Annotated in this window: 10 protein-coding genes; 6 read left to right on the top strand and 4 right to left on the bottom strand. The window is 56.7% G+C overall.

The annotated features are described in order from the left end of the window. The first annotated feature begins 9 nt into the window (after positions 1-9). Both ssuC and ssuB read left to right on the top strand, forming a co-directional pair. On the top strand, positions 10-801 hold the full coding sequence (ssuC, locus tag SPE70_RS08415) for an aliphatic sulfonate ABC transporter permease SsuC (protein WP_008805877.1): 792 nt from the start codon (positions 10-12) through the stop codon (positions 799-801). Then, the gene (gene ssuB, locus SPE70_RS08410) at positions 798-1,571 is read left to right on the top strand and encodes an aliphatic sulfonates ABC transporter ATP-binding protein (protein WP_008805876.1); all 774 of its coding nucleotides are present in this window, start codon (positions 798-800) and stop codon (positions 1,569-1,571) included. Before ssuC ends, ssuB begins: the two co-directional genes overlap by 4 nt. A gap of 97 nt (positions 1,572-1,668) precedes the next feature. Here the strand turns inward: ssuB and pepN are convergent, their stop codons facing one another. Then, a complete protein-coding gene (gene pepN / locus SPE70_RS08405) occupies positions 1,669-4,284 on the bottom strand; it encodes an aminopeptidase N (protein WP_008805875.1) in 2,616 nt (871 codons plus the stop codon). 326 nt (positions 4,285-4,610) lie between these two features. Here pepN and pncB point away from each other — a divergent pair, with 326 nt between their 5' ends. From pncB to SPE70_RS08385, 4 genes are all read left to right on the top strand, one after another. After that, positions 4,611-5,813: a nicotinate phosphoribosyltransferase gene (gene pncB / locus SPE70_RS08400; protein ID WP_032691145.1), complete on the top strand. Its 1,203-nt coding sequence runs from the start codon at positions 4,611-4,613 to the stop codon at positions 5,811-5,813. A 166-nt stretch (positions 5,814-5,979) separates the two neighbouring features. Further along, positions 5,980-7,380: an asparagine--tRNA ligase gene (asnS, locus tag SPE70_RS08395; RefSeq protein WP_046882323.1), complete on the top strand. Its 1,401-nt coding sequence runs from the start codon at positions 5,980-5,982 to the stop codon at positions 7,378-7,380. Positions 7,381-7,971: 591 nt separating this feature from the next. Beyond that, entirely contained in the window at positions 7,972-9,051 is a 1,080-nt protein-coding gene (gene ompK35, locus SPE70_RS08390) for a porin OmpK35 (protein ID WP_008805872.1), read from the top strand. 187 nt (positions 9,052-9,238) lie between these two features. Continuing rightward, positions 9,239-10,429 (top strand): amino acid aminotransferase, encoded by a 1,191-nt coding sequence (locus SPE70_RS08385; protein WP_055323165.1) that lies wholly within the window; start codon positions 9,239-9,241, stop codon positions 10,427-10,429. Between the two features lie 76 nt (positions 10,430-10,505). Here SPE70_RS08385 and SPE70_RS08380 read toward each other — a convergent pair whose 3' ends face one another. From SPE70_RS08380 to ldtD, 3 genes are all read right to left on the bottom strand, one after another. Further along, entirely contained in the window at positions 10,506-11,153 is a 648-nt protein-coding gene (locus SPE70_RS08380) for an MBL fold metallo-hydrolase (protein WP_008805870.1), read from the bottom strand. 13 nt (positions 11,154-11,166) lie between these two features. After that, the gene (locus SPE70_RS08375) at positions 11,167-11,718 is read right to left on the bottom strand and encodes a YcbK family protein (RefSeq protein ID WP_004201403.1); all 552 of its coding nucleotides are present in this window, start codon (positions 11,716-11,718) and stop codon (positions 11,167-11,169) included. A gap of 303 nt (positions 11,719-12,021) precedes the next feature. Next, positions 12,022-13,812, bottom strand: a complete 1,791-nt coding sequence (gene ldtD, locus SPE70_RS08370) for a L,D-transpeptidase (RefSeq protein ID WP_012542312.1) — start codon at positions 13,810-13,812, stop codon at positions 12,022-12,024. Between the last annotated feature and the right edge of the window lie 70 nt (positions 13,813-13,882).

Here is a 13,882-nt window from a genome sequence, read left to right as displayed (position 1 = left end):
GAGACACTGATGGCAAAATCAACCCATCCCCTGTTGTTACGCCTCGCCCCCTGGCTGCTGCCGGTGGGGACGGTCATTGTCTGGCAGCTGGCCTCGTCCGTCGGCTGGCTCTCGACGCGGGTACTGCCCTCGCCGGAGGGGGTATTGAAAGCGTTCTGGACGCTCTCGGCCAGCGGTGAGCTGTGGCAGCATCTGGCCATCAGCTCGTGGCGGGCGCTGGTCGGCTTCGCCATCGGCGGCTCCATCGGGCTGGTGCTCGGCCTGATCAGCGGCCTGTCACGCTGGGGCGAGCGTCTGCTGGACACCTCGATCCAGATGCTGCGCAATGTCCCGCATCTGGCGCTGATCCCGCTGGTAATTCTGTGGTTCGGCATCGACGAGACCGCCAAGATCTTCCTTGTGTCGCTGGGCACCCTGTTCCCGATCTATATCAACACCTGGCATGGGATCCGTAATATCGACCGTGGGCTGGTAGAGATGGCGCGCAGCTATGGTTTATCCGGCTTCGCGCTGTTCCGTCACGTGATTTTACCCGGCGCCCTGCCCTCAATTATGGTCGGCGTGCGTTTCGCTCTTGGCCTGATGTGGCTGACGCTTATTGTCGCTGAAACCATCTCGGCGAATGCCGGTATCGGTTATCTGGCGATGAATGCGCGTGAATTTCTACAAACCGACGTGGTGGTGGTCGCCATCATTCTTTACGCCATCCTTGGCAAACTGGCCGATGTCTGCGCCCAGCTGCTGGAACGGCTCTGGCTGCGCTGGAACCCGGCGTATCATCTTCAGGAGGCTAACGCATGAACACTGCCCGTCTGACCCCAGGTATCCCGCTGCTGCTGAACGGGGTGACGAAACGCTATGGCGATAACACTATTCTTAACGAGCTGGATCTGCATATTCCCAGCGGCCAGTTTGTGGCGGTGGTGGGCCGCAGCGGCGGCGGCAAGAGTACCCTGCTGCGCCTGCTGGCGGGTCTGGAAAAACCGAACGCTGGCGAGCTGCTGGCGGGCGCGACACCCCTGGCGGCGATCCAGGACGACACCCGGATGATGTTTCAGGATGCGCGCCTGCTGCCGTGGAAAACGGTGATTGATAACGTCGGGCTGGGGTTAAAAGGCGCCTGGCGCGACGCCGCCCTACAGGCATTGGCCAGCGTCGGACTCGAGAGCCGTGCGCAGGAGTGGCCGGCGGCGCTGTCAGGTGGGCAAAAGCAGCGCGTTGCGCTGGCCCGCGCGCTGATCCATCGCCCGCGCCTGCTGCTGCTGGACGAGCCGCTGGGAGCGCTGGACGCCCTCACCCGTCTGGAGATGCAGGAGCTGATCGTCTCTCTGTGGCAGGAGCATGGTTTTACGGTCCTGCTGGTGACGCACGACGTCAGTGAAGCGGTGGCCATGGCCGACCGGGTGCTGTTAATTGAAGAGAAGAAGATCGGGCTCGATTTGAACGTGGATATTGCGCGACCGCGGCGCACCGGGTCGGCGAAGCTGGCCGAGCTGGAGGCAGAGGTGCTGGATCGGGTGATGAAACGCGGCGACAGCGAGCGTGCGCCGCGTTTGTTTAGTCATGGCTAACTAACGTCCCCGGCCCGCGCTTCGCTCGGCCGGGCTACCAAATCGCACAGCGCTGTAGCCCCGGTAAGCGAGAGCGCAACCGGGGATTTTGCCACCGTTACGCCAGCGCCTTACTGATTTTCTCGAACAGATCGCCGGAGAGATTCTCCAGCCCCTTCAACTGCTCCAGCGCAGCGCGCATCAGCGCCTGTCGCTTCTCATCATAACGCTTCAGACGAATCAACGGCTCAATCAGTCGCGACGCCACCTGCGGGTTGCGCTGGTTAAGTTCGGTCAGCATCTCCACCAGGAACTGGTAGCCGCTGCCGTCTTCAGCATGGAACGCCGCCGGGTTGCTGCTGGCGAAAGCACCGATTAACGACCGCACACGGTTCGGGTTGCTCATGCTGAATGAACGGTGATTCAGCAGACCACGCACTGTTTCCACCACATTGGCCGCCGGGCTGGTGGACTGCAGGATAAACCACTTATCCATCACCAGACCGTCCTGATGCCATTTATCGTCATACTCCTGCATCAGCGCATCGCGGCTCGGCAGCTCGGCGGCAACCGCTGCCGACAGGGCGGCCAGCGCGTCGGTCATGTTATCCGCCTGGTGATACTGCGCCGACACCAGCTTATCGCCCAGCGTTGGCTCCGCAAACGCCAGATAGCGCAGGCAGGTATTGCGCAGGGCACGCTTACCAATATCGGCGTGCTCCACACGGTAGCTGTCGAGTTTATTGGCGTGATAAACCGCGAGGAATTCGTCCGCCAGTTCGTTCGCCAGAGTGCGGGTGAGCGCTTCGCGCACGGTGGCGATGGCGATCGGATCGATAATGGCGAACATCTCGGCGATTTCGTTGGCCGACGGCAGGGTTAAGATCTCGGCGGCCAGCGCCGGGTCAATCTTCTCGTCCAGCAGGATGGCGCGGAAGGCGTCCGCCACGTGTACCGGCAGCGACAGCGGCTGTCCCTGCTGATGACGGTTGACGTTCAGCTTGATGTAGGTCGCCAGCAGGCTCTGCGCCGCATCCCAGCGCGAGAAATCATTCCGCGCATGGCGCATCAGGAAGGTGAGCTGCTGATCGCTCCACTTATATTCCAGTTTCACTGGTGCTGAAAATTCGCACAGCAGCGCCGGCACCGGCTGGAAATAGACGTTATCGAAGACGAAAGTCTGCTCGGCCTGAGTTACATTGAGCACCGGGTGCAGCGGATGGCCGCCCTTCTGCAGGGGGATCACCTTGCCTTCGTTATCGTACAGCTCAATGGCAAACGGGATATGCAACGGCTGCTTCTCGGCCTGCTCGGCGGTCGGCGGCGTACGCTGGCTGATGGTCAGCGTGTACTGCTCGGTTTCCGGATTGTAGTCGTCATGCACGGTGACGATTGGCGTACCGGACTGGCTGTACCAGCGGCGGAAGTGTGACAGATCGACGTTAGAGGCATCCTCCATCGCCTGGACGAAATCATCGCAGGTCGCGGCGCTGCCGTCATGGCGTTCAAAGTACAGCTGCATCCCTTTCTGGAAGTTTTCTTCACCCAGCAGGGTGTGCAGCATGCGGATCACTTCGGCACCCTTTTCATAAACCGTCAGGGTGTAGAAGTTGTTCATTTCGATAACCATATCCGGGCGGATCGGGTGCGCCATCGGGCTGGCGTCTTCGGCAAACTGCAGCCCGCGCATGGTGCGCACATTGTTGATGCGGTTAACCGCCCGTGAGCCGAGGTCGGAGCTGAACTCCTGATCGCGGAACACGGTCAGCCCTTCTTTCAGGCTGAGCTGGAACCAGTCGCGGCAGGTGACGCGGTTGCCGGTCCAGTTATGGAAATACTCATGACCAATCACCCGCTCGATATCAAGATAGTCTTTATCGGTGGCGGTATCGGTACGGGCCAGGACATATTTGGAGTTAAAGACGTTGAGTCCTTTGTTCTCCATCGCGCCCATATTAAAGAAGTCGACGGCGACAATCATATAGATGTCGAGGTCGTACTCGAGGCCAAAGCGCTCCTCATCCCATTTCATGGAATTTTTCAGCGAGGTCATTGCCCACGGCGCGCGGTCGAGATTGCCGCGATCGACGTACAGCTCCAGCGCCACTTCACGACCGGAGCGAGTGGTAAAGGTGTCACGCAGGACGTCAAAATCACCGGCCACCAGCGCAAACAGGTAGCACGGTTTCGGGAACGGATCCTGCCACTGTACCCAGTGACGGCCATTCTCCAGCTCTCCCTGCGCCATGCGGTTGCCGTTGGAGAGCAGGAACGGGTATTTCGCTTTGTCGGCGATGATTTTGGTGGTAAACCGCGCCAGCACGTCCGGGCGGTCCAGGTACCAGGTAATATGGCGGAAACCTTCCGCTTCGCACTGAGTACACAGCGCTTCGCCTGACTGATACAGGCCTTCCAGCGCGGTGTTCGCCGCCGGGCTGATCTCATTGACGATGGTCAGGGTGAAATGCTCCGGCAGACCGCCGATCACCAGCTGATTGTTTTCTTCTTTATAGTCACTCCACGGCTGGCCGTTCACTTGCAGCGCGATCAGGGTCAGATCTTCGCCGTCGAGGCGCAATGGCACATCAGACGCAGCCGCGTGGCGGGAGACCTTGCTCTCGGCCGTAACGACGGTTTTTGCGGCATCCAGGTCAAAGGTCAAATCGATATCGCTAATCAGATACTCCGGCGCACGATAGTCGTGGCGGTATTTGGCTTGGGGCTGTTGTGTCATAAAAAACCTTTCGCATCTTGGGTAAAGTGTCGTCCCAGTCTATTCCCGTTGTGTCAATCGCGCTATGCAGAATCTTCATCTTTTCAATGTGAAACACGAAAACCGCTACATTTTGTTAACACGCGCGGCACGAAATGCCCTCGACCCGACGCAAAGCTTGTGGTGTGATCCATGTTCAATATATTAAACTAGGCCTCGCAAATGACCGTCAGCGTCGCCATCGCTCGCCATCGCGGGACAGAGCCGGGTAATAAAGGTATACTCCGCCTCCTTTTTTCGCGTTGGTTTGGATGGAACGCTCCAGTGAGAGGATGCTACTGCGCACCATGACACAATTCACTTCTCCTGTACTGCACTCGCTGCTTGATACGGATGCCTACAAGCTGCACATGCAGCAGGCTGTCTTCCACCGCTACGGCGATGTGCATGTGGCGGCGGAGTTTCGCTGCCGCGGAGACGACCTGCTCGGCATTTATGCCGACGCGATCCGCGAGCAGGTGGAGTCCATGCGCGACCTGAGACTGCGGGATGATGAATATCACTGGTTGTCCACTCTTCCCTTTTTCCGCCAGGATTATCTCGACTGGCTGCGCGATTTTCGCTATGACCCGCGCCAGGTCACAGTCAGCAATGACAACGGCAAGCTGAACATTCGCCTTACCGGCCCGTGGCGTGAAGCCATCATGTGGGAAGTCCCGCTGCTGGCGGTGATAAGCGAGCTGGTCCATCGCTATCGTTCACCTGAAATGGGCGTCGATCAGGCGCTGAACACGCTGGAACATAAGCTAGGCGACTTCGCCAGCATGACCGCTGGCCTCGATATGCGCGCCTTCCGCCTGATGGACTTCGGCACCCGCCGTCGTTTTTCACGCGAAGTGCAAGAGGCCATTGTGCAACGTCTGCAGCAGGAGCCGTGGTTTGTCGGCACCAGCAATTACGATCTGGCTCGTCGTTTACATTTAACCCCGATGGGCACCCAGGCGCACGAATGGTTCCAGGCCCACCAGCAGATCAGCCCGAACCTCGCCAGCAGCCAGCGGGCGGCCCTTGCCGCCTGGCTGGAAGAGTATCCCGACCAGCTGGGCATCGCGCTGACCGACTGCATCACCATGGATGCGTTCCTGCGCGATTTTGGTCCGGAATTCGCTACCCGCTATCAGGGTTTGCGCCATGACTCCGGCGACCCGGTGGAATGGGGTGAAAAAGCCATCGCCCATTATCAGAAGCTGGGCATCGATCCGCTGAGCAAAGTGCTGGTCTTCTCCGATAATCTCGATCTCGCCAAAGCGGTCGATTTGTATCGCCACTTCGCCTCGCGGGTGAAATTGAGCTTTGGTATCGGCACCCGTTTAACCTGCGATCTGCCGCAGGTTAAACCGCTCAATATCGTGATTAAGCTGGTGGAATGTAACGGCAAACCGGTGGCGAAACTCTCCGACAGCCCGGGGAAAACCATCTGCCACGATAAGGCCTTCGTCCGCGCCCTGCGCGAGGCGTTCGACCTGCCGCCGATTAAAAAGGCGAGCTAATTCCCCTAAGGAGCCTTTCAGGCTCCTTTTTCTTTATTATTTATTGCCGAATTATCCGCTTATGATGCGAAATCTACTTGTCTGATGGAAGATGACAGGTAACATAGATATCCCCCCCGCTGTAGGGGGAAGAGACTTTTTTATTGGACTACATAGAGAGATTATTATGAGCGTTGTGCCTGTAGCCGACGTACTCCAGGGCCGCGTTGCCGTTGACAGCGAAGTCACGGTCCGCGGATGGGTGCGTACCCGCCGAGATTCTAAAGCTGGCTTTTCATTCCTCGCCGTCTATGACGGTTCCTGCTTTGATCCTGTACAGGCCGTTATTAATAATTCTCTGCCCAATTACAATCAGGAAGTGCTGCGTCTGACCACCGGTTGCTCGGTGATTGTCACCGGTAAAGTCGTGGCTTCCCAGGGTCAGGGTCAAAGCTTTGAGATCCAGGCGACCAACGTGGAAGTCACCGGCTGGGTGGAAGACCCGGACACCTACCCGATGGCGGCCAAGCGCCACAGCATCGAGTATCTGCGTGAAGTAGCGCACCTGCGTCCGCGCACCAACCTGATTGGCGCGGTAGCTCGCGTGCGTCATACCCTGGCGCAGGCGCTGCACCGTTTCTTCGACGAACAGGGCTTCTTCTGGGTTTCCACCCCGCTGATCACCGCTTCCGATACCGAAGGCGCCGGCGAAATGTTCCGCGTGTCGACGCTGGATCTGGAAAACCTGCCGCGTAACGATCAGGGCAAAGTCGACTTCGATAAAGACTTCTTTGGTAAAGAGTCGTTCCTGACCGTATCCGGCCAGCTGAACGGCGAGACCTATGCCTGCGCACTGTCGAAAATCTACACCTTCGGCCCAACCTTCCGCGCCGAAAACTCCAACACCAGCCGCCACCTGGCGGAGTTCTGGATGCTGGAGCCGGAAGTCGCCTTCGCGAGCCTCAACGATGTTGCTGGTCTGGCGGAAGCGATGCTCAAGTACGTCTTCAAGGCGGTACTGGAAGAGCGTGCGGATGACATGCAGTTCTTCGCCGAACGCGTAGACAAAGACGCTATCGACCGACTGCAGCGTTTCGTCTCCGCTGACTTTGCCCAGGTGGATTACACCGATGCCGTCACTATTCTGGAAAACTGCGGCAAGCAGTTTGAGAACCCGGTTTACTGGGGCGTGGATCTCTCCTCCGAGCACGAACGTTATCTGGCCGAAGAGCACTTCAAAGCGCCGGTCGTGGTGAAAAACTATCCGAAAGACATTAAGGCCTTCTACATGCGCCTTAACGAAGACGGTAAAACCGTCGCGGCAATGGACGTGCTGGCGCCGGGCATCGGCGAGATCATCGGTGGTTCCCAGCGTGAGGAGCGTCTCGACGTGCTGGACGCGCGTATGGCAGAGATGGGGCTCAACAAAGAAGACTACTGGTGGTATCGCGACCTGCGCCGCTACGGCACCGTACCGCACTCCGGCTTCGGTCTGGGCTTCGAACGTCTGATCGCTTACGTCACCGGCGTGCAGAACGTCCGCGATGTCATTCCGTTCCCGCGTACCCCGCGCAACGCGACATTCTAAGTTTTTCTGACATCAACCTGAAAGGCCAGCGCAAGCTGGCCTTTTTTTATGTCAATTACTGTTAGCAAAATTCAACAAACTTAAACATCAAGGCCTGGAAATCACATTTATGTTACGCACTGTTTCGGTGCACACTGGTGATGCAGATCGCACTTTATGTTCATATCAGAGCAAAACCCCTGATAAATTTGCTCATTTTTTAACCATGCGCCGCACGTCTTGCCAAGACAGAGGCTGAATAAAAAGAAGACGAATTCAACACATAAAATGAACGAATTGCCGCTTATCCAAATTAATCATAAATAATTCATATAGATAGATAAGCAATGACGTTTTACCTCATCAGGTGGAACGGAATTTTGATTAAGTTCACAAAGTTCCCCAAAATACATATTTAGTTACATGATTTTTCGTTTTGTTACTCATATGAGATATTCGTAGCATTTTCCGGCTAGCGAAACGTTGTCGCGGATGGAAAGATGCCTTCAGACACCAAACTCTCATCAATGGTTCTGTAAGTTTTTATTGACAGAACTTATTGACGGCAGTGGCACGTGTTCATATAAAAAATATTAATGAGGGTAATAAATAATGATGAAGCGCAATATTCTGGCAGTGGTGATCCCTGCCCTGCTGGTAGCCGGTGCAGCCAACGCTGCAGAAATCTATAACAAAAACGGCAACAAACTGGACTTCTATGGGAAAATGGTCGGCGAGCACGTCTGGACCACCAATGGCGACACCAGCAGCGACGATACCACCTATGCCCGTATCGGCCTGAAAGGCGAAACTCAGATCAACGATCAGCTGACCGGTTACGGCCAGTGGGAATACAACATGGATGCGTCCAATGTTGAAGGTTCCCAGCCGACGAAAACCCGTCTGGCGTTCGCGGGTCTGAAAGCGGGCGAATACGGTTCATTCGACTACGGCCGTAACTACGGCGCGATCTACGACGTCGAAGCAGCAACCGATATGCTGGTTGAATGGGGCGGCGACGGCTGGAACTACACCGACAACTACATGACCGGCCGTACCAACGGCGTGGCAACCTACCGTAACTCTGACTTCTTTGGTCTGGTTGACGGTCTGAGCTTCGCGCTGCAGTACCAGGGTAAAAACGACCACGACCGTGCGGTTCGCAAGCAGAATGGCGACGGCTTCAGCACCGCAGCCACCTACGCGTTCGACAACGGTATCGCACTGTCTGCAGGCTACTCCGGCTCCAACCGTAGCGTCGATCAGAAAGCTGACGGCAATGGCGACAAAGCCGAAGCCTGGGCAACCTCTGCAAAATATGACGCCAACAACGTCTATGCAGCGGTCATGTACTCTCAGACCTACAACATGACTCCGGAAGAAGATAACCACTTCGCGGGCAAAACCCAGAACTTTGAAGCTGTCGTACAGTATCAGTTCGACTTCGGCCTGCGTCCGTCCATCGGTTACGTGCAGACCAAAGGTAAAGACCTGCAGTCACGTGCTGGCTTCTCCGGCGGCGATGCGGATCTGGTTAAATACATCGAAGTGGGTACCTGGTACTACTTCAACAAGAACATGAACGTCTACGCTGCGTATAAATTCAACCAGCTGGACGACAACGATTACACCAAAGCGGCTGGCGTAGCCACCGACGACCAGGCGGCCGTGGGTATCGTTTACCAGTTCTAATCTGCAGTACACCCCTTCGTGATATGCCTTCAAAGCAGGACTTCGGTCCTGCTTTTCTGTATTCGTGAGGCAAAGATCGTATCTTTCGAAAACCTTCTCGCTTTTTGTCGCAAACGGTTGGCAATTCGTTATTCTCCCGTTAACCTGATAGCGGATTTCCCTTCAGTAATCACAATGGAACCTCGTCATGTTTGAGAACATTACCGCCGCCCCAGCCGACCCGATTTTAGGTCTGGCCGATCTGTTTCGTGCCGATGACCGCCCTGAAAAAATTAACCTCGGAATTGGTGTTTACAAGGATGAAACCGGTAAAACACCCGTTCTGACCAGCGTCAAGAAAGCAGAGCAGTACCTGCTGGAAAATGAAACGACTAAAAACTATCTGGGCATCGATGGTATTCCTGAATTTGGTCGCTGCACCCAGGAGCTGCTGTTCGGTAAAGGCAATGCGATTATCGCTGATAAACGCGCCCGCACTGCGCAGACCCCTGGCGGTACTGGCGCTCTGCGTGTCGCGGCTGACTTCCTCGCCAAAAACACCGACGTGAAACGCGTGTGGGTGAGCAACCCAAGCTGGCCGAACCACAAGAGCGTGTTTACCTCTGCCGGGCTGGAAGTGCGCGAATATACCTACTACGACGCCGCTAACCATGCGCTGGACTTTGAGGGTCTGCTGGCCAGCCTGATCGAAGCCCAGGCCGGCGACGTGGTGCTGTTCCACGGCTGCTGCCACAACCCGACCGGTATCGATCCGACGCTCGACCAGTGGCAGCAGCTGGCTCAGCTGTCAGTGGAAAAAGGCTGGCTCCCGCTGTTTGATTTCGCCTACCAGGGCTTTGCCCGCGGTCTGGAAGAAGATGCTGAAGGTCTGCGCGCCTTTGCTGCGCTGCACAAAGAGCTGCTGGTCGCCAGCTCCTACTCGAAAAACTTTGGCCTGTACAACGAGCGCGTCGGCGCCTGCACGCTGGTCGCCGCCGATCAGGAGACCGTTGACCGCGCATTCAGTCAGATGAAATCGGTGATCCGCGCCAACTACTCCAACCCGCCTGCGCATGGCGCCTCCGTGGTCGCCACCATTCTGAGCAACGATGCGCTGCGTGCGATCTGGGAGCAGGAGCTGACCGATATGCGCCAGCGCATCCAGCGTATGCGCCTGCTGTTCGTCAACACCCTGCAGGAGAAAGGCGCGAGCCGCGACTTCAGCTTTATCAGCCAGCAGAACGGCATGTTCTCATTCAGCGGCCTGACTAAAGAACAGGTGCTGCGCCTTCGTGAAGAGTTCGCCATCTATGCGGTTGCTTCCGGACGTATCAACGTGGCCGGGATGACGCCTGACAATATGGCGCCGCTGTGCGAAGCCATCGTCGCAGTACTGTAAGCGACAGCGTGCTCTAAGCGAGATAAAAGAAAAAGGCCGCAAATGCGGCCTTTTTTATGTGTTCGCGTCATGTCTGTTACCAGACCGGCATCTCATCCTGCAGGAACGGGTTGTTACGGCGTTCCTCACCCAGCGTCGACAGCGGACCATGGCCGGGAATAAAGGTCACGTCATCGCCCAGCGGCAACAGCTTATCCTTAATGGCCGCAATCAGCTGTCCATGGTCGCCGCGTGGAAAATCGCTGCGCCCCACCCCGCCTTTAAAAATCACGTCTCCGGAAATGAGCAATCGGGAAGCGTCATCAAAGAAGACCACGTGACCCGGCGTATGGCCCGGACAGTGCAGTACCTGCAGCGCCACATTCCCTACATTGACCACATCGCCTTCATTGAGCCAGCGATCCGGACGCAGCGGCTGGCAATCCTCCAGGCCGAACATCCGGCTTTGCGCCGGCAATCCTTCCAGCCAGAACTCATCTTCTTTTTCCGGACCAATAACCGGTACGCCATAATGCTGCGCCAGTTCCGCAGCGGCGCCGACGTGATCGAGATGGCCATGCGTCAGCAGGATCTGCATCAGCGTGACGCCCGCCTCCGCCACCACCGCTTTGATACGTTCAGCATCGCCGCCAGGATCGACCAGCGCCGCCAGGCGGGTTTGTTCGCACCAGATGAGAGAACAGTTCTGCGCGAACGCGGTAACCGGAATAATACGATAGTTCATGACGCTCCTTTCGTTACCAGTGCCTTACGGGACCGGTATCAATATGCACAAAGTTACTACGTGGGTAATATCCTACACCACCTGCGCGCATAGATAACGCCGCTTTGCGAATATTGCTTAACGAAATACCTTCAATATGGAAATCCATTGCCTGCCCCTTGGTGTGATAGCTGTGTTTTGCCACACCACGGCTTCGTGCGCGAAGCTCATCATTGGTATCGAGGGAACGATAACCAGAAATAAGCTGGACAGGTTTGTTGGTGCCAAGCAATCCCTGCAACCGATAAAGATGATCGAACAGATTTGGATCGATGGACTTAATTTTATTCGCGCGGTAATCACGGAAAAAATGATTAAGTCTTGCTAATTCATCCTGAATATAGCCTCTGCCATCGAAAAACTCCGCCTTGAGCGATTCACCGGTATGCAGGTTATTCAGCGTCAAAATACGCGGGCGGGGGGTCGAGAGGGTGGCAAATGCCGGCGCAGGGAGAATGGCGGCAGCACCCAGCGCAGCACCACCCAACGCCAGCAATCTGCGGCGATTAGCGTCAAATTTGTCCATGATAATCAGGTCTACAGTCAATGAATCGTTATATACTTTTTCCGCATCGCGCGAGGCTAACCGCCAGCTCGCCATCGCTCGCCACAGCCGTGATGCTGTCCGGCAAAGGAGAGCGTTCGCGCTGACCGCGCTACGCATTGAGCGGAATGATATGTATATGCACTTCTGGCGCACGAAAGGCACCTTACCGGGCATTATTGCCAACGTCAAGGCAGCCTCACCCCAGGAAAATCGGGCGCTGCAGAGGAGCAGCGCCCTTTTTTACCCAGTGCTAGGACAACAAAATCCATTGAACTACTTCATTTACCTGATTAATTGTTCCGCTTTCGTCAGAATTTGTGCACTGGATCGCGCGGTGAGATCGTAATTGTAAATATCTGTTCGATATTGTGTACGTCCATCAGCGTCCACAAAAGCCGTTAAGTAATATAAATTCACCGGTATATTTTGCCGAATATTGACATAGCGCGTGTCCCCTTGCTTCAGGGCATCGGAAATACGCGTGTCGTTCCAGCCCGCGTCCTGCAGCAACATATTGGCCAGCTCCGAGGCCTTATTGACGCGTACGCAGCCGGAGCTGAGCGCGCGAACATCTTTCTGGAACAGATTATGGTTCGGCGTATCGTGCAGATAAATAGCATCTGAACTCGGCATATTAAACTTGTAGCGGCCCAGTGAGTTACGCGCTCCAGGCGCCTGCTGAAAACGGAACGGTAAATTATTCTCGGTGATGGTCGACCAGTCGACCCGATAAGGATCGATGGTCTCTTTACTGTTCCAGCCGCGCATCACGGTGTAGCCATGCTGCTCCAGATAGCCTGGATTGTTACGCACCTTCGGCAGGATATCTTTGCGCGCCAGCGTCGGCGGCACGTTCCACGGTGGATTGACCACCACGTTGTTCAGCGCGCTGCTCATCATTGGCGTTTTGCGGTCCGGACGCCCGACGATCACCCGCGAGGCCAGCACCTGGCTGCCATCCTGGTAATAGACCAGCGAGAAAGCGGGAATATTCACCATAATGCCGGTCGACAGTTTGCCCGGCAGCAGGCGTAAACGCTGAATATTCAAGGCCAGCACCCCCGCACGCTGCGCGGAAGAGACGTTGAGCCAGTCGCGGGTGGACTGGCCAATGACGCCATCCGCACCCAGCCCCTGCATGGCCTGAAAGCGCTTAACCCCCTCCACCAGCTGGCGATCGTACACGCCGCGCGCCGCGGGTTTGCTCTTTTTCTTCGCCGACGGGCTCACCACATCGCCGGGCAGAACGATATTGGCGGTATTGTCCAGCATCCCGGTACGCTGGAGGATCTCGCGCAGGGCACCGATATCATTGCTCCATTCGCCGGGGCGCAGCGAGCCGCTACCGGTCATCTGCGGCCACGGGCGAGAATCAGCCACCAGCGCCAACAACGACTGGTGCATGGCCTCATACTGCGGATGATGCGGCGCCAGGCCAGCGATAAACGCCGGCAGGGAGCCATTGTCCAGCGCCAGCTGCCACTGGTTAATCACCGATAGCGGCGGGGTCGCCATCTTGTACGGCGTCGAGCTATATAGCCAGCGGGTCCCCTGGGTGGGGATGCCGCTGATAAAGTGCAGATAGCCCATCATGGCATCCGACAACACCACATCGCGCGCCATGCCGCTGACGGCGGGATCGGTCAGCAGGCTGACCCAGGTGGTAAACTGCGGCTGAAAACCGGCGATGGCGATCTCCGCCAGCTGCTGCTGGAACGCCTGCACCGCCTCGCGGTTCTCCCACATCGGTTTCATATCCCTGGCGGCGTACAGCGACACCAGCGGATTGATAAAGACAGGTTTGTACCCTGCCGGCAACAGCGCCTCGATCTGGGCGCGACTGTTTGCCGCCGCCTCCATCGACAGCGGCTGCTCACCGGCCAGCTTCGCGACCGCCGGCGATTGCCCATCGCTTTGCGTCAGCGCGACGGAAAGCTCTCCAGGCGTAGCGGAGCTATCACCAGGTACGACTTCAGGCTCTGCGGCCTGGACATTGAACAGCGGAGCAAATGCCAGTGCCAGGCTCAGGCTGAGCGCTGACAATGGACGACCATACCGTTTCTTTAGCAACATCCCTTGCCCCCTGTTGTCACACATTGCCGCCCACAAATTAGTGGGCTTTATCACAGTATATAAAGACGGA

Origin of the sequence: Klebsiella sp. ZJOU C1 (assembly GCF_035620215.1) — a bacterium.
Lineage (GTDB): Bacteria > Pseudomonadota > Gammaproteobacteria > Enterobacterales > Enterobacteriaceae > Klebsiella > Klebsiella variicola.
Note: the sequence above shows the minus strand (reverse complement) of the source record. Positions and strands in the feature narration are given on the sequence as shown.